Genomic DNA, 20,317 nt, shown 5'->3' on the forward strand with positions numbered 1-20,317 from the left:
AGGCGGGAGCTGTTTTCTTTTTGATGATTCTTATTGAAAATGATTCTCACTTTCACTATAATGTGTGTAACAGATCAAAAAAGGGAGCGGATACATATGCACGACGTGACGATTATCGGCGGAGGACCAGCCGGGCTTTTCTCAGCTTTTTACAGCGGTTTACGAAACATGAAAACGAAAATCATCGAAAGCCACCCGTTTCTCGGCGGCAAGGTGCATGTATACCCTGAGAAAATAGTCTGGGATGTCGGGGGTCTTCCGGCTGTCACCGGACAGCAGTTGATCGATCACCTCGTAAAGCAGGGAACGACGTTCGATCCGGATATCGTGCTGGGAGAAAAGGTAACGTCCATCGAGAAGGTCGACGGTACATTTAAGCTCACCACCCATAACGGACAAGTGCACTGGTCGCAATCTGTGATTGTCGCAGTCGGCGGCGGCATCATCGAACCGAAGAAACTGGATATCCAGGGAGCGGAGAAATTTGAAGTCAGCAACCTTCATTATACCGTGCCGTCCTTTCAGCGCTTTGCCGGCAAGCGTGTGGTCATTTCGGGAGGAAGTCATTCAGCCATCGACTGGGCGAATGAACTGGCTCCCATTGCAGAACGTGTCCATCTCGTTTACCGCCGGGAAGAATTGAAAGGTCATGAAGCGAGTATTGACCTTCTCATCGAACAGGGCGTTGAGCTGAATGAGCAGTCCGCCATCCAGGCGTTGACCGCCAATGAAGCAGGAACGGAGATCAGTCAGGTTACGCTCACCCATCCGGAACACGGGGTAAGAACGCTGGATGTCGATGAAGTCATCATCAGCCATGGCTTCAACCGAGACGCATCCCTTCTTGACCAAAGCCCGATCCCGCTGGAGCGGGTGGATGACTTTTTCATAAAAGGCTCTGCCCAGAGTGCCTCCTCGGTCCCGGGCTTGTTCGCTGCTGGTGACATCCTTCATCACGAAGGAAAGCTTCACTTGATTGCCGGGGCCTTCCAGGATGCAGCCAATGCCGTGAACCTGGCCAAGCAGTATATCGATCCAGAGGCCAGTGCCCGTGCGATGGTCTCCTCCCACAATGAGCGTATGGATGAATACAATAAAAAATGGAAGGAAGAACAGCTGGTTTCTTCCTGACCGAAAAGCCTCTGCTTAAAGCAGGGGTTTTTTCTTATTTCGAACAGGGAAATGCTTCGTTGGCGTGGAAAGAAGAAAAGGGAGTGCTATTTTACATCATTGAAACAAGACAGGAGGAGTAACAAATGAATACAGTCCGATGGGGAATCATAGGATGCGGCAATGTCACAGAAGTCAAAAGTGGTCCGGCGTTTCAACTTATCGACAACAGCTCGCTCACAGCGGTTATGAGAAGAGACGGGGAGAAGGCTGAAGACTACGCCCGGCGTCACGGTGTTCCGAAATGGTATGACAAAGCGGAAGCACTGATTCATGATGATGAAGTGGATGCTGTCTACATAGCCACACCGCCTTCCTCTCATAAGGAATATACGCTCATGGCAGCAGAAGCGGGCAAACCCGTTTATGTGGAGAAGCCGATGGCAGACCGTACGGAGGCTTGTTCCGAGATGGTGGAGATTTGCGAAAAGCATGGCGTACCTCTGTTTGTCGCCTATTACCGTCGATCACTTCCGAGGTTTTTAAAGGTTAAAGAGCTGCTCGACAATGGAGCTATCGGGGATGTCCGGTTTGCATCCATCCAACAGACGCAGCGTTTAACGGAAAGAGACGAGCAAGGGAACTGGCCGTGGCGCGTCATGCCTGAAACGAGCGGCGCCGGGTTGATTTATGATGTGGGGGCCCATACCCTCGACCTTTTTGACTATCTTCTGGGTCCGCTGAAGGACGTGAAAGGCACCGCCTGTAACCTCGCTGACGTGTACCCGGCAGAGGATACGGTCAGCGGAACGTGGCGGTTTGAATCTGGAGCGGCAGGCACAGGCGTGTGGAACTTCTCCTCTTACAAACATGAAGATAACAACAAGATCGTCGGCTCAAAAGGAGAAATCCAGTTTTCCACGTTTGATGACAAACCGGTGAAGCTGCTTACAGAAGAGGGAGAAGAAGACTTTACTATTGAACATCCCAAGCATATCCAGCAGCCTCATATCGAGTCGATCGTTCATGAGCTTACAGGCAAAGGGACGTGTCCGAGTACAGGGGAGACGGCTCTTCGCACCAACCGTGTGATGGATGAATTGTTAAAAGACTATTATGGAGGTTGAGTTGTGTTTGTCATTATCCCGAAATTGAGTCTTCAAGGAAAGGGCAGGAGACTCAGTTTCGAGATATGAGGCGGAATTGGATGATTTTTGAAACTTTAAAGTAAGCTGATCGTAATATATAAAGAAAGGCGGTGTGAAATATGTCTCAAGAGGTGCTGTTTCTCATAGTTATCATATCTATGGCTGCATGGGTTATGGTGTCTAAAGAGGCTGTAAAACCTTCAAATAAAATAAACCGGTGGAAAATGATAACATTATTGTCTGCTGGTTGTTTATCTAGTTTATTTATAACGATCACTCTTTTCCAAAGCCTGTCGTAGTTTCAATAAATGGATTGTAGTAATTGATTCGCACACACCTCGAAATCAAGTCTTCTATAAGTGGAGGCTGAATTTTAAGAGGTAATGTTCATGCGGTGTTTTTCTTTATAATATACTTAAAAAAAATAAAGGAACATTCTGGTGGAAAAAATTATTGAGCAAAATAAAGATGAAATAATGATGAAGTATATTGTAGTTAGTGTTTTTTCATTGCTGACTGTAAGGAAGTTCGAGAAAGTAGAGAAATTAAGAAACGATTTAAAAGAACAGAAAGAACTAAACCATGATTCTAATAGAATATAAGGAATAACATAATATGGAAGATCTCATTTTCCAAAAATAAAAGACGCCCTAGAAAGGGCGTCTTTGCGTATTGCGGCGAGTGACAGCACTCCACATTAGTGCCTTGCCATAAAGGCGCGTCAATCTCGTCTTATGCAATTCAGCTCATCGCTGGATAAGTGTAACATAAGGCAGCTGTTAAATTCAATAGAAATTTTCCTTAATGAATTGATGTCTTTATTAATCAAAGGTTACTTAGACATACCTTGACCCTAAGATTTAATTTATGCGGGTGATTATTCATTACGAATAACTGCCTTTTCTTTAACTAATTATACAAGAAGAGTTGAGAAGGACGCGGTTTCGAGGTATTGCATTAGCTGAGAGAGATAAATGCGGATTTTGTCAAATAGGAAGTTGCGTGTAAATCATCGTTTATCTGCAGCCTGAAAAAAGGTTCCACGTTTAAGACGTGGAACCCTTTTGGTTTTATTTGGCGTTCGTGAAGCCGCCGTCGATGCGGACCACTTCGCCATTGATATACTGAGCTTTCGATGTAAGCAGGAAATTGACAAGCTCGGCCACTTCTTCTGGTGTTCCGAGCCGCTGCTGAGGAATTCCTGCTTCTGCGCTTTTCTTCATTTCCGGGTTCGCCTCAAAGTAGGAAGCGACCATTGGTGTTTCGGTCGGACCTGGGGCTACGGCGTTGATCCGCAGACCGTCTTTGGCATATTCGGCCGCCATACTCTTCGTAATTCCTACAAGGGCGTGTTTCGTGGCGGAGTATGTGACAACCGTTGTCTGTCCGATGACTCCGGCACTGGAAGCGGTGTTTACGATAGCGCCTCCGCCGTTTTTAATCATCACATCGGCTACATAGCGGATGCCGTACATGCTTCCCATTAAGTTAATATTGATGATCTTTTCAATCTCTTCGATATCTGTATCTAAGTAGTATTTTCCGCTCCCGGAGATGCCGGCGTTGTTGAAGAAGTAATCGATGGTACCGAACTTTTCGACGGTTTCATCGACATATTTTTTCACTTCTTCCGCTTTGGAAACGTCAGCCTGTACAAAAATCGCATCAGGTCCGATTTCTTTTACCAGTTTGACGGTTTCCTCTCCCGCTTCCTCGTTGACATCAACGACGGAAATGTTGACACCTTCTTCTGCCAGTCTCAGTGCAGCGGAACGGCCCAGGCCACTGCCGCCTCCTGTAACAATTGCAACTTTACTCATCATGATAACCTCCTATGTCAATAGTAGAAATGATGTGTTTCCGGTGTTTCATGTTTATTATAGAAGTCCTTGATGAAAAAAGAGAAGCAAACTGCTCAGAGTTATACGTGGTTAAATTTTCCTATAGAAATATATGGGTGAATACCGGTTCGTTTGCCAGGGTTATCTTGTAATAAACAACTTAATTGGTAAACTATGTTATTATTTTCATAAGAATGATTAAGCAGGTTTTATTCTTTATCGATGGGGATGAGAGAGGGAGGAGGGGCGTTATGATATTGCATTCGATCATAGAAGGGGAGGGAGATCCTGTCGTTTTTCTTCACGCAGGGCTTCAGACGGGGGAGAGAGATTTTGTGGAACAGCGGGAATCGCTGAAATCTACCATGTGTGTCATTGCTCTGGATTTAAGAGGGCATGGAAAATCAAAGAGTGATGATCTGGGTCATTATTTTGAAGCATGCGCGGAAGATATCAAGGATACGCTCGATCACTTAAAGCTGAAGCGCGCCCATCTCATCGGTGCCTCTATGGGAGCCTTGGCTTCGGTAGTCTTTGCGAAACGGTTTCCGGAGTATGTGGCTACGTTAACGACTTCAGGGATCATGGCGGACAAGCCGGATCACTGGCTGGAAATCCATGAAAAAGAAGCGGCTTCTCAAAGACAGCTGCGTAATGATAAAGACATAAATCAACATTTCACAGAACTGCACGGACCAGGTTGGGTGAAGCTGCTGGACCTTGCACAGGATGAGAATTGGTATCCATTTTCTTACACAGAAGACTTGGACGGGGGAAGTATTCCTGTTCTTTGTATCGCCGGTGAAGAAAATGAGTTTGAAACAGCCACTGTTTTGAAATATAAAAGAAATCATAAGCATGTTCACGGAGCGGTGGTCCCATTTGCCTCCCATTTGGTCCATCAGGAGAAGCCGGAGGAATTCAATCGTTTCCTCCATCAGTTTTTAGAAAGCTATCCGTTAAAAAGATTCCAAGAGGTGGATGGTTTAGGTTTATAGATGATCCATCCATGGGAAAGGAAGTCCTTTATGGGTTTAGTGCTTATTTTTATTATTATTGTAACGGCCATATCCATTGAACTGCAGCTGCGGAAATTGAATAAAACCAACGAACAGATTTTGAAACACCTTCAAGAAGGGAATAGAGAAGGAAAAGAACTTACGTAGTCAGGCTTACAGGTAAAACCTATTCACAAAAAGGATGATGAATCATGAGAAGGCTGCAGGCAGCAGCGCTTGTAGGACTGATCATCTGTCTCGTGCTTTATCTGACAGGGTATAAGAACACCTTGATATACGAAATGGCTTTCTTCATTACTATCGGACTGACACTATGGTGGACGGTGGTCAAATGGAAGTGGAGACGCAGAGAAGTAGAAAGAAACCGGACTTGATGGGTAATCAAGTCCGGTTTTTTCATGCTGCCTGGTCAGCGTTCTTTTCTTTTTTATCAACGACGGCGGATCCGACGATATCACCAAGCACGTTGGAGGCTGTGCCGGCCATGCCGATCAGTACATCCACGCCGGCGATGAGGGCGACAATTTCAAGCGGCAGGTTGAACATCGTCAATACTGCAGACAGGGTGACGAGCCCAGCCGCCGGGATGCCTGCTGTTCCGATGGAAAGCAGCGTGCCGACAGCGACGATCGTAATAAAATCGACGGCAGAAAGATCGAGCCCTGTGATGTTGGCGGCAAAGACGATGGAAACCCCCATGCGCAGTGCGCCTCCATCGGAATTGAAAACCGCTCCGATCGGGAGGGAGAAGTGGGCCGTTCGTTCGGATATGCCTGCTTTTTTAGCCGCTTCAACAGCTACCGGCAGGGATGCAATACTGCTGGAAGTGAAAAAGGCGGTCACGTAGGCATCTTTTGTCCGGCTGAAAAATTGTCGGATGTTCACTTTGGCATACATCAGAAAACCGGTATAGACGAAAATCCAGAGAAGTGCGACGCCTAAATAGAAAACACCGGTAAAGGCGAACAGAGACTGGAAGGTTTCCCATCCTTGTGTGGCAAATGTAGAAGCTCCAATAGCGAAAATCCCGATGGGTGCATAAAGCAGGATTCCTTTTAACAGAAGGAAAAACATTTCATTAGCGGCACGGAAAAAGCGGTATAGAAGATCGCCGTATTCCTTATGCTCCTCTGTTCCACGGAAACGCATCATCGACAACGTCAACCCGATGATGACAGCGAGGAAAAGGATGCCCATCAGTTCACCTGAGGAGAACGCCTGGAACAAGTTGTTCGGGACGATATTCAGCAATACATCAGAGAATCCCGGTGTCTCCGGCTTCTCAACATCAGCAGCAGGGAGGGTGAGGCCTGTGCCCGGGTTGATCCAAAGCGCAAGTCCGACCCCGATCAAAACAGCGGCTGCTGTCGTTATACCGTAATAGCCGAGCAGCTTACCACCAAGCCGGCCGAGGTGTTTCGGACTGATTTCATTGATAGCCAGCACGACGGTCAGGAAAATGACGGGAACGGCGATCAGATTGAGCAGATTGATAAGGATGGTTCCCAGCGGCTGGACGATTTCCATCTCCGGTCCGACGACAATGCCCGCTGTAATACCAAGGACGAATCCGATGGTCATTTTTAATAGAAAAGAAGAATGTTTGTATAACTGCCAGATTTTTTTCATAGGTTACCCCTTTCTTTCTTGTACAAAAGTACATTATAACAGCAACTCATCCAATCCGGTAATCATTCATCCTTGAAAGATTGAAACCCGTATATTTCCTGAAACGTACAAGAAATGGAAGGGAGAGTTTTCATGATTGCCGATATGTATAAAAGAAGAGAGCGGATCGCGTACAGTCTTTTAATCGTTGTGCTGCTCATTACAGCTGGGGTGATTATTTTTATGAGGCCGTCAGGAACAGAAGAGTGGATGGAAACGGGATTCTTTCTCTTTCCGATCCTCCTCCTGATTTTCATTTCGCTTTCAAGCCGGAGGAAATACAACAAAGTCCGAAATATGGCTATCGAAGATTCCACTCGTTCATTAAAGGAACTGGATCATCTCGTTATCCAGCCGGATGCAGGCTTGTACCCGAGGCTTCTCGCTTTTGAGAAAAACGGAGCATATGTAGGAATGTTGAAAGTGGATGACCTGCCATGGTGGAGCCGCCCGCTCGTTGCCTTCCGTTCCTCTTTTCTGTCTTTTATTCCCTGCACCTTTCGTTTTTACTCCAATGAAGGGAGACCGGTGTTTTCCCTGCATAGGAAAGGGTTTAAGGAAACGGTGGTGGCAATTGATAATGAGAAGGAGGAAAAGGTGGGCTCTTACATACAAAAGGAATTCAAAAGCCTTATCCATATGAAGGGGATGATAAAGAATTCACTGGGGGAGGAGGTCTTATTCGTGCAGGCTTCCGGGTTATCCGGGGATTTCACACTTAAGGATGAGACCGGTCACACCTGGGCCCATTTTTATAACGGACGCTTTCCTATCGAATATACCCGGATCTTCCGTGATATAGACAATGATATGGTAGAGTTATCGGATACGCTGACAAAGGAAAACAAGACACTGCTGCTTGGAACGATCAGCTTTTTATTCATCGAGCGGCTTTTACGGAAATAAAAACGCTTTCGTCCTGTGAATTAAGAAAATAGGAGGGAGCTCCTCCGATGGTTCCTCCTGTAAATGACCCCGCTGCTCTTCATGAAGCAACGGTTTTTTTGTAACTATAGTCCTGTATGAAAGAGAAGGGAGGGATGATGGATCAACATTTTGTTTCTTTTAAATTTTGCAAATATTCATCAGAGCTTATATACTATACAACATCCATTTTAGGAAATCTTTACGTTTCATAGGCAGGAAAAAGAAACTATGAATACATATTCAGGAGGATTGTATCGTATATGAGTGTACCAGCAGAGAAGACAGAGATGCAGCATGAGAAAAAACGCCGGTGGGAGATGCCGGATACGTACGTCATTTTATTTGCCGTTCTCCTTGCTGCATCCATTGCTACCTATTTCGTCCCCGCTGGAACGTTTGAGCGGGAAACCGTCGATGGGGTGGAACGTGTGGTTCCGGGCACCTTTAGTGCCGCTGACGGATCCCCGGCCGGATTTATGGACATTTTCATGGCGCTTCAGGAAGGAATGATTCAGTCTGCCGGGATGATCTTTTTAGTCTTGTTTGCTGGTGGAGCCTTCGAAGTGGTTGAACGTTCAGGCGCGGTCAAGGGAGGAATCCTGAGAGCGGTCCATTTGACCCGGGGGAAAGAGTTCTGGCTCATCGCTGTCGTCTCCACGTTATTTGCCATTGGTGGAGCGGTCGGTGTAATTGCGAACGCGGTCATTCCGTTCGTAGCAATCGGAGTCATCATTGCCCGGGCGTTGAAGCTCGATGCGATTGTGGCGGTATCGATTACGTTCGGAGCGACGTTTGCCGGGTTTAACGTAGGTTTCCTGAACCCTTACACCGTAGGAATTGCTCAGTCGATTGCTGACATCCCTTTGTTTTCAGGGATGGCGCTGAGAATGACTGCGTTCGTCGTGATCGTCGGGGTGACCATTGCTTATACGTGGAGATATGCGAAAAAGTTGTTACAGGATCCGTCGAAAAGCCTGATGGGTGTCTTGGATGAAGGGGAGGAAAAAGGGGGGTTAAAAGCACCGTTCACCACCCGCCATAAATGGCTGCTCGGTTTTGTCGGGGCCTGCCTTGCCTTTTTCATTTACGCTACAATCCAGTTTTCCTGGACGATCAATCATATGTCTGCCTTCTTTATCGTCATTGGTCTTGGAGCGGGCATCATCGCTGGTATGAACTACAATAAACTGGCACTGACGTTTCTCGATGGATGTCAGAAGCTGGTGTACGGCGCTCTGATCATCGGTGTTGCCCGGGCTGTGCTTATTGTGATGGAGAACGCCAAGATCCTTGATACAGCTGTACACGCCCTGTCGGTTCCTCTGCAGGAACTCACCCCCGTCACAGCTGCGCTCGGTATGTTTGCGGCGAACGGAGTCCTGAACTTTCTCGTCCCATCCGGAAGCGGTCAGGCGATGATCGCCATGCCGATTCTATCCCCGCTGGCGGATATGGTCGGGATTACCCGCCAGGTTGCCGTTCAAGCGTATCAATTCGGGGACGGGTTTACGAACAGCATCTTCCCGACGTCAGGCCCGCTGATGGCCAGTCTGGCCGTTGCAGGAGTTCCGTGGATCAAATGGGCGAAATGGATGCTTCCCTTGATGCTGATCTGGGTCGTTATTGCTGTCGTGATGCTCTCCATCGGGGTTGTCATCAACTGGGGACCTGTATGATCACAGGATTTTGAAAAGGAATTTCTCTTCTTCATGTCGAATAAATAAAAGAGCAGGACAAGGTCGTCCTGCTCTTCTAGAAACTCAAGTATGATGGAGGAGGAATGCATCATGTCCGGGGTATTTTCTATGGAACAGACGGTTGATGTACTAAAAAATAAGGGGCTGTCCAATCGGGATATTCTCTCCAACGTCGACAGCAGTCACTTTCCATTTGAACAGGAAGATATCGTTATGGCCTTCATTGATCTGCAGATTGAGTGTTCTTCGGACGAAGATTATGACAAGCTTGTGAATTACTTATATGGATTTAAAAACAACGCCTCCTAACTTCAGCCTCCGGCACCAGCTGCCGGGGGTTTTCCTATGCCTTTTATAAAAAATCAAGTTGAGGGTGTGGTATTTTTTTGAAATAATGGATAGGTCTGATTCAGGAGGTGTCAGTGGGAAGGAATATATCCGATTCTTTATATGGATGATCGTTGGCCTGACGATCTTTCAGGTTCTTTTTTCAACGTTTGAGGACGGATGGATGGAGATAGCAGGGACAGCTGTTGCTGCTACCTTCTCCAAGTGGGCCATCGATAATTTCATGAAGAATCGAAAGAAAACATCAGAGAATCACTAAATGAGAAGGAAAGAAGTGATCGTTCATTGTTTACCAGCCACAGCAAACTGGAAGTTAAGCCGCAATCTCTCTATAAAAGTCAGAAGCAGCAGTTTTCGATTCGGGCAGGTGGGGCGTTGATCGGGATGATCGAAGAAACAGCTGAGTCGGCGTCCAGCTGGAAGGATCATCTGCTTCAATGGGTCAGCTTACATTTTCTATGCAGTAAACATTTTCGTATGACCAACCCTAAAGCTGAGCCTGTGGCTGCCTTTCGTAAAAAAAGAGGACTGAATCAGCAGATCGATATTTTTGGTCGGGATGGGAAGCGGGTGGCCGTCCTTGAGCAGAAATTAAAATTCAGTTCTCAACGGTTGAGCGTCCGGGATACAGTTGGCCGCCTGCTGCTTTCGGCGGAGGGAAAGAATGGGTCACTGGATTTTGTGGTATATGAAGAAGGTGATCCTTCCTCAAAGCTCTCGACTATCAAAAAACGGTCGATTCCATATCCGACAACAAAGGAAGCTTTAGTGTCCATGGATCATTATGAGGTCAACAACCGTAGTGATCTTTCTGAGTTTCAACAGCTGTTGATCCTGATGATCCCGGTCATCGTCTTTGATCAGTTACATAATGCTTGAAACGTACTTGGAGTCCCAATCTATAAATCTGTCAGGGTGGTGTGTGTATGTATGGGTTCGAGCATGTGCCTCAATGGTACTATTGGAGTGCCATCGTTGTCTTTATTCTTTTCTTTATTATAGCGAAGTGGTGGATGGATAGAGATTAGAAGGGTTGGATGAGAAATCAACCTCCGGAACCAATATCAATGGGGTGAAAGTGGATTCAGAATGTGAACGACTATAAGAGGTGAAACTTTCATCCGTATCCATTGTCGAAAGGGAAGTTGTATGGAGAACATAGAAACAGAAGTTCAAGGGGTATTAACGTTTAAGGATGTCCACACGTTTATGCGGTTGAAAATGCAAAGATCAATAAAGCGTGTGGTCTTATTCTCTTTTTTAATATTAACGGGATTCTTTATCTCATGGTCTCAGGGACACTGGCTGGTCAACATTGTGTTTTCTGTAATGGAAGCTTTATTTTATACCTTTTTCCTCTGGCTGTTATGCCGGTTATTCGTCTATATGACCACACGTCTAACTTATGCGAAAAACCGGCATTTACAATCACCCATCACTTATCAATTATCTTCAGAAGGTGTTATTCAGAAGGGAAAAAACGCGTATTTATTACTGGAGTGGGATGAACTCACCTCTATAATGGAAAGAGAAGAGCATTTCTTCTTATCCGTTTACCGCACGAAAATTTTTATTGTGCCGAAGCATTTCTTTTCATCTAAAGAGCAGGTGGTTAATTACCGCAAGGCTTTGGATGAGTTTGCGGGAAGCAGAACGAAAGTGGATCTGAAAAAAGGATAGATAGGAAAGTATCGACTGGCTTTAGGACGGTCATTGTTCCTGCTTTTTAAGGAGGTGTTCTGGATGTTTGATTGGGTGTCAAGGGGGAGAGAGAGGTTTTCCATACACGTGGACGAACACACAAAACTCAGACTGCTCCATCCCTCAGATCAAAATGAGTTATTTCAGCTGATTGATTCCTCAAGAGAGCATTTACGAGTATGGCTCCCATGGGTGGATGCAGTCACACAGCCTGAACACTCCCTGCAGTTTATTCAACGCTCGCTTCAACAGTATGCGGATAACAACGGTTTTCAGGCAGGAATCATCGATAAAGGAGAACTGGCAGGGGTGATTGGTCTGCATGGCATCAACTGGGAACACAAATCCACTTCAATTGGCTATTGGATAGGAATGCACTTTCAAAAGAAGGGGTTAATGACAGCCGCCTGCCGGCAAGTCGTACGCCACTGCTTCCAAACGCTGAGGTTGAACCGAATTGAACTCCGGGTCGCTGTTGGAAATGAGAGCAGTTCGGCCATTCCCCGGCGGCTCGGTTTCGCATATGAAGGACGAATCCGTGAAGCAGAGATGCTCGGGAAGACGCACGTGGATCATGATGTATTTGGACTGTTGGAATCAGAGTCCGAGTTTGCATGCAAAGCAAAAGGCGCTCATGGTACGATAGGGGATAGACAGGAGGAAGAACGATGACAAAGAAATTGTATTACGAAGATGCGTACCTTACGAGTTTTCATACATATGTAAAAGAAACCGGAATGGATGACCGCGGAACGTACGCGGTTCTTGAGGAAACGGCCTTTTATCCGACAGGAGGAGGTCAGCCTCACGATACCGGCACATTGAACGGGACTAGGGTTGTTGATGTCGAGGAAATCGATGGGGAGATCCGTCATTACCTGGCTGAAGCCCTGCCGTTGGAAGACACAAGTGTCCATGGCGTCGTGGACGAACAGCGGCGGAATGACCATCGGCAGCAGCACAGCGGACAGCACATCGTATCCGCCATTTTCCATGATGATTACCAGATTCCAACGACAAGCTTTCATTTGGGTGACGATACGGTTACCATCGACCTGGATACCCCTCAACTCAGTGAAGCCGTCATGAAGGAAGCAGAAGCGAAAATCAATAAGGTCATCCGCGCTGGTTATCCGATTGACACGAAATGGGTGACGGTGGAAGAAGCAGACACCTATCCACTTCGCAAATCGTTAAGTGTGGAAGGGGACGTGCGTCTTGTCATTATTCCGGAGATCGATTACAGCGGCTGCGGCGGCACACACCCCTCATCGACCGCGGAAGTGGCAACAGTGAAATTCCTCGGCTGGACGAAGAACAAAGGGCAGGTCCGTCTGGAATTTGTCTGCGGCGATCGTGTTTTGAAGCAGCTTGAAAACAAACATCAGGTCATCCAAGGAGTCAAGCAGCTGATTTCGCGTCCGGAAGCGGAGCTGGTAGATGAGGTGAAGTCTCTCATCCAAGGTGACAAGGCAAAAGATAAAAAAATCGCTGAACTGGAAGAAGAGCTGTTATCTTATGAAGCTTCAGAGCTGGCAGCCGCTCATCGGGAGGAAAAGCTCATTGTGAATGTGTACGAGAATCGTTCCATTAAGGCTCTGCAGTCTCTGGCGCAGGCCGTGCTCAAGAAGACCTCTGACCATCAGGTTGTCTTTGTGAGTGAGCAGGAAGATCAGCTTCAATTTGTTATGGCAAGAGGGGAATCCCTCGATGGGAATATGAATGCGGTCGCCAAACAGGTGATGCCGCTGATTGAAGGCAAGGGAGGCGGCCGGCCTCACTTTGTTCAAGGGGGCGGCCGGAAGCTGATGTCCGGCGAAGCATTTGCTCAAAAAGTGAAGGAACACCTCCTTGCTCCTGCTGATTAAATAAAAAAGAAGCGTACCTGAAAAAGATCAGGTACGCTTCTTTTTATGATTGAATCGTTTCTGTCTGCATGTTCTTCGAAGGCTGGACGTGCTGATTCTTCCAAAAATAACCGACCAATCCTCCGATCACGGCCGGCAGTATCCAGCCAAGGCCGATATCGTAAAACGGCAGGTAGGCAGCATAGAGGGTGTTGACTGATTCCAGCCAATCGGCTGCAATTGATGGGATCGTTCCCACGAGGGCATTGTATCCATCGATGATGCTGACGAAAAAGGTGAGCCCCATGGCTCCAGCATAAACGGTCTGCTTATGGTTGAACATTTTAGAGCTGAGACCGAGCAGAATAAGAACGATGGCCAGCGGATATAAGAACATCAGTACAGGCACTGCATACTCGATGATATTCGTCAGCCCAACGTTTGCTACGATAAAGGAAAACAGGGATAACACAAGGACGAACGTCTTATAGCTGACTTTCGGATAGATCGTATGGAAAAATTCACTGCAGGCAATGATCAGACCAATGCACGTTTTCAAACAGGCCAGGATGATGATCAAGGCAAGCAGAATGGAACCATAGGACCCGAAGTAGAACTGAGAAACCGCTGCAAAGGTCAATCCGCCGTTTTCAAACTGGCCGACGGCTGCTGTACTGGAGGCCCCCATATACGTAATCAATCCGTAAATCAGCGCCATCAAACTCATGGCAAACAAGCCGGATTTCCACGTTGTACTCGCAATCGCTTTGGAGTCGGTGATCCCGAGACGGCGGATCGCATGAATGACCACAATCCCGAAAGCGAGGGCGCCGAGCGCATCCATCGTGTTGTAGCCTTCCTTGAAGCCGGTCATGAACGGCATGGCTTCATAAGCTCCGGTCGGGGCACCGAAGCTTCCCATCGGCTTGATGATGGCTGTAACGATAAGAATGGATAAGAACAGTAAAAAGGTCGGAGTCAGATACTTCCCGACGATATCCATCACTTTTGCCGAATTAAGAGAAAAGTAGTAGGCCGCCGCAAAAAAGATAAAGGTGAAAACGCCGAGCCAGATAGCCGCTGATCCTTGGTCAAGGAAAGGTTCGAATCCAACGACAAATGGGACGGTAGCTGTCCGGGGAATCGCAAAAAACGGTCCAATGGTTAAGTATAATAAAAGAGCAAATCCCGTGCCGAATAATGGATGGACCCGGCTGGCCAGGTCATGCAGTCCGCGGCTTCCGGATAAGCCGATGGCAAGGATACCCATGAACGGAAGTCCGATGGCTGTGACGAGAAAACCGATCAAAGCCGGCCAGAAGGAAGTTCCAGCAAGCTGTCCAAGCTGAATCGGAAAAATCAAGTTCCCGGCCCCGAAAAATAACCCGAACAGCATGGTTCCGATCATGATGTAGGTGGAAATGGAAGTTCGTTGTTGCATATGCATGTTCCTTTCTTCGATGTAGTCGTCATTCGCTGAACGAATAAAGATTATCCTACCAAGAATCGATGGAAGGAACAATAGGCTTACCGCAATTCGTTGAAATTATTTGTCTTTTTCAAAAATGGCATCGTTTTCTTTGGAACGATCTGGATAGAGACCCGTTTCCACCCTTGCTATTAGATGATTTTTTTGACTTTCCCAGAGTGGTCATGCATGATATTTCCGTAGGAGATTTTTCCGGCTGTACGGAAAATGGGGGATCGTCCAGGCGGGTCATCGTGGTTGAATGGCCGAAGCCTGAAATCGTACACAGGGAGGAAACATACATGAAAAAAACGTGGATCTGGATGGCTGTTGCAGCCGCCGTTGTCATTGTGATCGGCGCCATAGCTTTATTAAGCGGGGGCCAGTCAAGTGAAGATACAGCGGATCGTTATGAAAGCCAGCCTTACTTAGGTGAGGAGAGCGCAGAAGTAAATATTGTGGAATTCGGGGATTACAAGTGTCCGTACTGTAAGGATTTTGAGTCTGGATTCTTTCCATTGATTGATGAACAGCTGATTCAAACCGGAGATGTGAAATTTTACTTTATTCAATATCCATTCATCAATGCGGATTCCGACCGCTCTGCTGAATTTGCTGAAGTCGTTTATGAGGAGCTTGGAAACGACACCTTCTGGGAATTTCATGAATTGATGTATGAAAAGCAGGAACCGGGAACCGAGCAGCAGGAAGTTTACACCGAAGATTACTTATATGACACACTGGCAGAAGTCGTCAGTGAAGAAGAAGCGCAGTCTGTTCTTACCGCCTATCAGGATGGTGCTGGAGAAGAAGCGCTGGATCGTGATCTTGACTGGGCTGGTGATTGGGATGTCACTGGAACGCCGACGCTCTTCGTTAATGGTGAAAAGTTTGAAGGCAGCTCTATCGATGACCTCGTTCAAATGGTTGAGGAAGCAAAATCGGAATAAAAAGAAAAACCTGCAGCAGGCTAAGTTCAGGCCTTGCTGCAGGTTTTTTTATGGTTCCAAATCTCCATAGGTGGTTCCCCACTTATGCATCTGTTCAAGAATCGGCATCAGCGTTTTTCCCATATCTGTAATGGAATACTCGACTTTTGGAGGAACAGTATCATATTGGAAGCGGATGATGAATCCATCCTCCTCCAGTTCCTTCAACTGCTGACTCAACACCTTATGCGAAATGCCGGGAAGCAGGTTCCTCAAAGCGTTGTAGCGAAGCGTGCCGTCTACGCTCAAGTGCCAGAGGATGACGGTTTTCCACTTGCCGCCGATCTTTTTCAATGTATATTCAATGGAGCATTTAAGCTTTCCATTATCGTCCATCGGTGCCTTCATAAACGGGCTCCTTTCTAACTTTTTGGTAAGCCTCTTACTTTAAAGTGCGTTCTTCTCAAACGTCTAAATCTAACTATAATGGAATTTGTAAAGGAAATAAAACAAGGAGGAATAAATAATGATGACTTTTCCAAGATCTTTTTCCCATATTGGACTTTCTGTCCCGAATTTAGATGAAGCCGTTAAATTTTACACGGAGGTATTTGGCTGGTATGTCATTATGGAGCCTTCAGAAGTGAAAAATGATGACACAGCCATCGGCCAGATGTGCCGTGACGTCTTCGGAAACGAGTGGGAGCAGTTCCGCATTGCCCACCTCGCTACAGGTGACCGTATCGGTGTCGAGATGTTCGAATTTCCGGAGAACGAGCAGCCGGAAAACAATTTTGAATACTGGAAGACAGGCATCTTCCATTTCTGCATCCAGGACCCGGATGTAGAGGGCATGGTTGAAAAAATTAAAGCCCACGGTGGAAAGCAGCGCATGCCGATCCGTGAATACTATCCTGGAGATAAGCCGTACCGGATGGTTTATGTTGAAGATCCGTTCGGCAACATTTTTGAAATTTACTCCCACAGCTATGAGCTGACGTATTCTGACGGAGCTTATTAATAAACGAACGCCCTTGTCCTTGCAGACAGGGGTGTTTCTTTTTATGGTAGGGAGAAAGGAGGGAGCTGGATGAACGTGATGGAACTATTACGCACAGGGTCTGAGAAGCAGCGGCACGTCCTGCGGTTGTTTCACAAACTGAACATCGCTGCACAATTCAAGGAAAACCACCCGGTCATCTGTGGAACCATTCCACTCGGGATTGATTTGGAGGACTCCGACGTTGATATCATCATGCAGACAGAAAACCATTCCTTTTTATTGGAAAGATGGGAGAGATTGTATGGAGACTTTTCCAATTTTAAAACTGTAGAAAAATACATACGAGGGCGTAAGGTCGCAAAAGCCAATTTCCGGTACGGGGGACTGGAGTGGGAATTGTTCGCTCAGAACCAGCCGGTGACCGAGCAGCATGCCTGGCTTCACATGTTTATTGAATACCGTATCCTCCGGGAGGATCCTGCTCTCAAACTCATCATTCTTCAGAATAAGAAAGACGGCTTTTCCACGGAAGCCGCATTCTGTGATCCATTAGAAATCGAAGGGGATCCATATGAAGGGCTGCTTGCTTATGGAAAAAAGAAGGGGTGGATTTGAAAATAGTCTGTTTATTATGCGGGCGTTCTGTTTTATAATTATATCAAATAGATATATATCATATTGATATAAAAGGAGCAGCCTATGAAGGAGAATCATACCCCTTATGCCCTGCTTGGCTTGATGACAGCAGGATTTCACACAGGCTATGAGATGAAGCGGATGATGGATGGGAGCTTGAATCACTTTTGGAAGATCAGCTACGGACAGATTTACCCGACGCTTAAGAAACTGGTGGAGGAGGGAAATGCAGAGGTTCATGTCACCTCACAGGAAGGCCGGCCGGATAAGAAGGAGTACATCATCACTCCGTCCGGTGAGGAACAGCTCCGGTCCTGGCTGATGAAACCGGTGGAGGATCTCCCGGTGGAGAAAAATGAACTGTTGCTGAAGCTGTTTTTCAGCCGGAATCAGCAGAAATCCGTCATTCTTCATCAGTTGGAAAGCTACAGAAAAAAACTGTATGAGAAGCAGCATACGTACCAGAGCATCAAAGAACTGCTGCTGAGCGAGGAGTGTCCGTCGGAAGACGCGCCGTTCTGGATCATTACCCTGGATTACGGACTCGCTACGACGGAAGCGGCTGTCGAATGGTGTGAGAAAACGAAATCCCGTATCGATGAAATGAAGGAGGAGTAACGTGGGGAAACAAGTGTTTCAAGGACGTTATACGACACAAGCGGCAGGAGAGCAAGGGTTTGTCGTTTTTCTCATCGGGATGCGGATCAATAAATGGCGGGCGGTACACAAATGGCTTCCTGTGCTCCGGGCGATGCCGCCGATGATCAAGGAGCTTTATACACATAAGGACATGGGATTTCTTGATATGGAGAACTTCTTTACAGGCCGGACGGTGCTGATGGTGCAGTACTGGAAATCTGAGGAGGCCTTGATGGACTATGCCCGTGGGAAAAAGCATCGGCAGGCGTGGAAGAAGTTTTACCAACTAGCCGGGGATACAGAAGAAGTCGGCATCTATCATGAAACGTATCTTCAGAAACCGGGGCAGTTTGAATCGATCTATGGAAACATGCCGAAATTCGGGCTGGCTAAAGCCATCGGTCATACAAAAATCAGCCCGCAGACCGTTTCAGCGCGCCGGCGGTTGAAAAGGCAGGAGGCTGTGAAAATGGATGAATCCTCCCGCGGCCGGTTGTGAAGAAAACGGATGTTTTTTTGTAATTCAGGAGTCCAGCGATTCTTCTATCATGTTTATGGAAAACAGGGAGGAGCTTCTGTCTGACAGAAGCTCCTCCCTGTTTTCTTTTTTGATTTGGTGATGTTACGAATTTTGTCCGGTCCTTTCATGGCTTTTAATTATACATCATTACAAAATGGAGGACGGCCGGCTCATCGTAGGGGTTATGATACCCGTGGAGCTGATCAGCACTGAATTTAATCGCATCATACGGTTTTAGATCATAGAAGTCGTCCTGGATCTGAATACGGGCACGTCCTTCCATCACTGTGATGTATTCGACCACTCCGGATTGGTGGGCATCGGTGACATATTCGGTTCCCGGCTTTAAAAAGGCGCGGTGCGTCTCGATTGCGTCAAAGCTGCGGGTGGAAAACATCGGTTCAAGTGTTAAGGACTCATCTGCACTCAGAACTTTATTTCCTTCATGTTTTCTTGATATGACAATTTCCTGCTCCTCGGCAAGCAGCGTGGAAAGAGGGATCTGCAGACCGTTGGCAATTTTCCACATGACGGTAAGGGATGGATTGGCTTCTCCGCGCTCGATGTTGCCAAGCGTCAGTTTACTGACATTCGTGAGGTCGGCCAGGTCCTGCAGACTGAGCTGTTTTCCTTTTCGCAGGCGCCTGAGCGTCACTCCGGCCTGTCTGGCTATTTTTTCAGCATCGTTCTTTTGGGGATCGCTCATCATTTTTCCTCCTGTAGATGGTTTTCAATTGATCATTCTTTTGGTATATTATGATGTAACATCAGTTAAATATAATATATAAAGGTGTGGTGGAGATGAGAGAGATTTTGCTCGGTGTAACGGCCTCGATGTTTTTTGCTGTCACCTTCATTCTGAATCGGTCGATGGAACTAGCCGGTGGCAGCTGGATGTGGAGTGCATCCCTGCGCTTTCTATTTATGGTCCCGTTCCTGCTTCTCATTGTACGTGTAAGAAAGAATGGGAAACAAGTGTTTATGGAATTGAAAAAGCATCCGGCCACCTGGATCGGATGGAGCTTTGTCGGATTCGTTCTGTTTTACGCTCCCTTAACCTATGCCGCTGCCTACGGTCCTGGATGGTTGATCGCCGGGACGTGGCAGGTGACTATTGCGGCCGGTATCCTCCTCACTCCGTTTTTCCACACGACGGTGTACATCGGGAATCGTCCTGAAAAAAAGCGGGAGCGGATTCCGATGCGCTCGCTGCTTATTTCCTTTCTTATTTTAACAGGAGTCTGTCTGATTCAACTCCAGCATTTGGAGAAGGTCACACCACTGGAACTAACAGCAGGGATTCTTCCTGTTCTTATCGCTGCCTTCTGTTATCCTCTTGGAAATCGGAAAATGATGGCCTTCAGCAGTGATCGTCTGGATACCTTCCAGCGCATTCTAGGCATGACGCTTGCCAGTCTCCCGTTCTGGTTGATTTTAAGTACGACGGCTTTGGTCACAGCGGGGCCGCCGGCGCAGGGGCAGGTACTCCAGTCCTTCATTGTCGCCGTCTGCTCCGGTGTGGCAGCCACAACCTTATTTTTTATAGCAACAGACCGCGCCAGGCATCAGAGCGGAAAGCTTGCAGCTGTCGAAGCCACGCAGTCCACCCAGGTTCTGTTCGTCCTTCTAGGAGAAGTGCTTCTATTGTCAGCGCCCCTTCCTGGTTCAACGGCCTTTCTGGGAATGGGGTTATTAATCACAGGAATCATTCTGCACAGCCTGTCCGTTAAAAAAGGGAGTGCGCCGGTACAAAGCGGCGTACAGATGAAAAGAGCTTGAATATCCAGAAACCCGGATCAGCTGTTCCGGGTTTTTT

The 20,317-nt window shown here is 47.1% G+C and carries 24 protein-coding genes; 19 read left to right on the forward strand and 5 right to left on the reverse strand.

The genetic code is table 11. The annotated features are described in order from the left end of the window. Positions 1-96 precede the first annotated feature (96 nt). Positions 97-1,131: an NAD(P)/FAD-dependent oxidoreductase gene (locus ACXAD6_RS06835; RefSeq protein ID WP_474968234.1), complete on the forward strand. Its 1,035-nt coding sequence runs from the start codon at positions 97-99 to the stop codon at positions 1,129-1,131. 125 nt (positions 1,132-1,256) lie between these two features. Continuing rightward, complete coding sequence (locus ACXAD6_RS06840; protein ID WP_474968235.1) at positions 1,257-2,237, forward strand: Gfo/Idh/MocA family protein; 981 nt, start codon at positions 1,257-1,259, stop codon at positions 2,235-2,237. Positions 2,238-3,328: 1,091 nt separating this feature from the next. Here ACXAD6_RS06840 and ACXAD6_RS06845 read toward each other — a convergent pair. After that, positions 3,329-4,078, reverse strand: coding sequence for an SDR family NAD(P)-dependent oxidoreductase (locus tag ACXAD6_RS06845; protein WP_474968236.1), 750 nt, complete (start codon positions 4,076-4,078; stop codon positions 3,329-3,331). A gap of 272 nt (positions 4,079-4,350) precedes the next feature. Here ACXAD6_RS06845 and ACXAD6_RS06850 point away from each other — a divergent pair, with 272 nt between their 5' ends. From ACXAD6_RS06850 to ACXAD6_RS06860, 3 genes are read left to right on the forward strand one after another with little or no spacing between them, the layout of a single operon-like run. Further along, entirely contained in the window at positions 4,351-5,097 is a 747-nt protein-coding gene (locus ACXAD6_RS06850; protein ID WP_474968237.1) for an alpha/beta fold hydrolase, read from the forward strand. A gap of 30 nt (positions 5,098-5,127) precedes the next feature. Then, complete coding sequence (locus ACXAD6_RS06855) at positions 5,128-5,265, forward strand: hypothetical protein (RefSeq protein WP_156896435.1); 138 nt, start codon at positions 5,128-5,130, stop codon at positions 5,263-5,265. 44 nt (positions 5,266-5,309) lie between these two features. After that, complete coding sequence (locus tag ACXAD6_RS06860; RefSeq protein WP_027953909.1) at positions 5,310-5,492, forward strand: hypothetical protein; 183 nt, start codon at positions 5,310-5,312, stop codon at positions 5,490-5,492. A 22-nt stretch (positions 5,493-5,514) separates the two neighbouring features. Here ACXAD6_RS06860 and ACXAD6_RS06865 read toward each other — a convergent pair whose 3' ends face one another. Further along, a complete protein-coding gene (locus ACXAD6_RS06865) occupies positions 5,515-6,747 on the reverse strand; it encodes a dicarboxylate/amino acid:cation symporter (protein WP_474968238.1) in 1,233 nt (410 codons plus the stop codon). Positions 6,748-6,879: 132 nt separating this feature from the next. Here ACXAD6_RS06865 and ACXAD6_RS06870 point away from each other — a divergent pair, with 132 nt between their 5' ends. From ACXAD6_RS06870 to ACXAD6_RS06905, 8 genes are all read left to right on the forward strand, one after another. Next, entirely contained in the window at positions 6,880-7,692 is an 813-nt protein-coding gene (locus tag ACXAD6_RS06870) for a hypothetical protein (protein WP_474968239.1), read from the forward strand. Between the two features lie 281 nt (positions 7,693-7,973). Further along, positions 7,974-9,389 carry a YfcC family protein gene (locus tag ACXAD6_RS06875; protein ID WP_474968240.1) on the forward strand — a complete coding sequence of 472 codons (1,416 nt, stop codon included), beginning with the start codon at positions 7,974-7,976 and terminating at the stop codon, positions 9,387-9,389. A 111-nt stretch (positions 9,390-9,500) separates the two neighbouring features. Beyond that, complete coding sequence (locus tag ACXAD6_RS06880) at positions 9,501-9,719, forward strand: hypothetical protein (RefSeq protein WP_027953913.1); 219 nt, start codon at positions 9,501-9,503, stop codon at positions 9,717-9,719. Positions 9,720-9,804: 85 nt separating this feature from the next. Beyond that, a complete protein-coding gene (locus tag ACXAD6_RS06885; protein WP_474968241.1) occupies positions 9,805-10,017 on the forward strand; it encodes a hypothetical protein in 213 nt (70 codons plus the stop codon). Positions 10,018-10,043: 26 nt separating this feature from the next. Beyond that, on the forward strand, positions 10,044-10,637 hold the full coding sequence (locus ACXAD6_RS06890; RefSeq protein ID WP_474968242.1) for a hypothetical protein: 594 nt from the start codon (positions 10,044-10,046) through the stop codon (positions 10,635-10,637). A gap of 450 nt (positions 10,638-11,087) precedes the next feature. Continuing rightward, positions 11,088-11,438: a YcxB family protein gene (locus tag ACXAD6_RS06895; RefSeq protein WP_474968243.1), complete on the forward strand. Its 351-nt coding sequence runs from the start codon at positions 11,088-11,090 to the stop codon at positions 11,436-11,438. A 63-nt stretch (positions 11,439-11,501) separates the two neighbouring features. Then, a complete protein-coding gene (locus tag ACXAD6_RS06900; protein WP_474968244.1) occupies positions 11,502-12,131 on the forward strand; it encodes a GNAT family N-acetyltransferase in 630 nt (209 codons plus the stop codon). Beyond that, positions 12,128-13,327, forward strand: a complete 1,200-nt coding sequence (locus ACXAD6_RS06905) for an alanyl-tRNA editing protein (protein ID WP_474968245.1) — start codon at positions 12,128-12,130, stop codon at positions 13,325-13,327. The genes ACXAD6_RS06900 and ACXAD6_RS06905 overlap by 4 nt, the downstream gene beginning before the upstream one ends. A 43-nt stretch (positions 13,328-13,370) precedes the next feature. Here ACXAD6_RS06905 and brnQ read toward each other — a convergent pair whose 3' ends face one another. Continuing rightward, entirely contained in the window at positions 13,371-14,747 is a 1,377-nt protein-coding gene (brnQ, locus tag ACXAD6_RS06910; RefSeq protein ID WP_474968246.1) for a branched-chain amino acid transport system II carrier protein, read from the reverse strand. A 329-nt stretch (positions 14,748-15,076) separates the two neighbouring features. On the opposite strand from brnQ, the gene ACXAD6_RS06915 reads away from it, so the two are divergent. After that, complete coding sequence (locus tag ACXAD6_RS06915) at positions 15,077-15,724, forward strand: DsbA family protein (RefSeq protein WP_474968247.1); 648 nt, start codon at positions 15,077-15,079, stop codon at positions 15,722-15,724. 48 nt (positions 15,725-15,772) lie between these two features. On the opposite strand, the gene ACXAD6_RS06920 is transcribed toward ACXAD6_RS06915, so the two are convergent. Continuing rightward, the gene (locus tag ACXAD6_RS06920) at positions 15,773-16,111 is read right to left on the reverse strand and encodes a winged helix-turn-helix transcriptional regulator (RefSeq protein WP_051254583.1); all 339 of its coding nucleotides are present in this window, start codon (positions 16,109-16,111) and stop codon (positions 15,773-15,775) included. A gap of 121 nt (positions 16,112-16,232) precedes the next feature. On the opposite strand from ACXAD6_RS06920, the gene ACXAD6_RS06925 reads away from it, so the two are divergent. The 4 genes from ACXAD6_RS06925 to ACXAD6_RS06940 all read left to right on the forward strand — a co-directional run bounded on the left by ACXAD6_RS06925 (position 16,233) and on the right by ACXAD6_RS06940 (position 18,480). Beyond that, positions 16,233-16,724 carry a lactoylglutathione lyase family protein gene (locus ACXAD6_RS06925; protein ID WP_474970374.1) on the forward strand — a complete coding sequence of 164 codons (492 nt, stop codon included), beginning with the start codon at positions 16,233-16,235 and terminating at the stop codon, positions 16,722-16,724. Between the two features lie 69 nt (positions 16,725-16,793). Beyond that, positions 16,794-17,321, forward strand: a complete 528-nt coding sequence (locus tag ACXAD6_RS06930; protein ID WP_474968248.1) for a DUF4269 domain-containing protein — start codon at positions 16,794-16,796, stop codon at positions 17,319-17,321. A gap of 84 nt (positions 17,322-17,405) precedes the next feature. Next, on the forward strand, positions 17,406-17,960 hold the full coding sequence (locus ACXAD6_RS06935) for a PadR family transcriptional regulator (RefSeq protein ID WP_474968249.1): 555 nt from the start codon (positions 17,406-17,408) through the stop codon (positions 17,958-17,960). Position 17,961: 1 nt separating this feature from the next. Next, positions 17,962-18,480 carry a DUF4188 domain-containing protein gene (locus ACXAD6_RS06940; RefSeq protein WP_474968250.1) on the forward strand — a complete coding sequence of 173 codons (519 nt, stop codon included), beginning with the start codon at positions 17,962-17,964 and terminating at the stop codon, positions 18,478-18,480. A 154-nt stretch (positions 18,481-18,634) separates the two neighbouring features. Here ACXAD6_RS06940 and ACXAD6_RS06945 read toward each other — a convergent pair whose 3' ends face one another. After that, on the reverse strand, positions 18,635-19,207 hold the full coding sequence (locus ACXAD6_RS06945; RefSeq protein WP_474968251.1) for a helix-turn-helix domain-containing protein: 573 nt from the start codon (positions 19,205-19,207) through the stop codon (positions 18,635-18,637). A gap of 95 nt (positions 19,208-19,302) precedes the next feature. Here ACXAD6_RS06945 and ACXAD6_RS06950 point away from each other — a divergent pair, with 95 nt between their 5' ends. Then, a complete protein-coding gene (locus ACXAD6_RS06950; protein WP_474968252.1) occupies positions 19,303-20,280 on the forward strand; it encodes a DMT family transporter in 978 nt (325 codons plus the stop codon). The last annotated feature ends 37 nt before the right edge of the window (positions 20,281-20,317 follow it).

The sequence above is a fragment of the Halobacillus sp. ABH2_015 genome, from assembly GCF_056158945.1.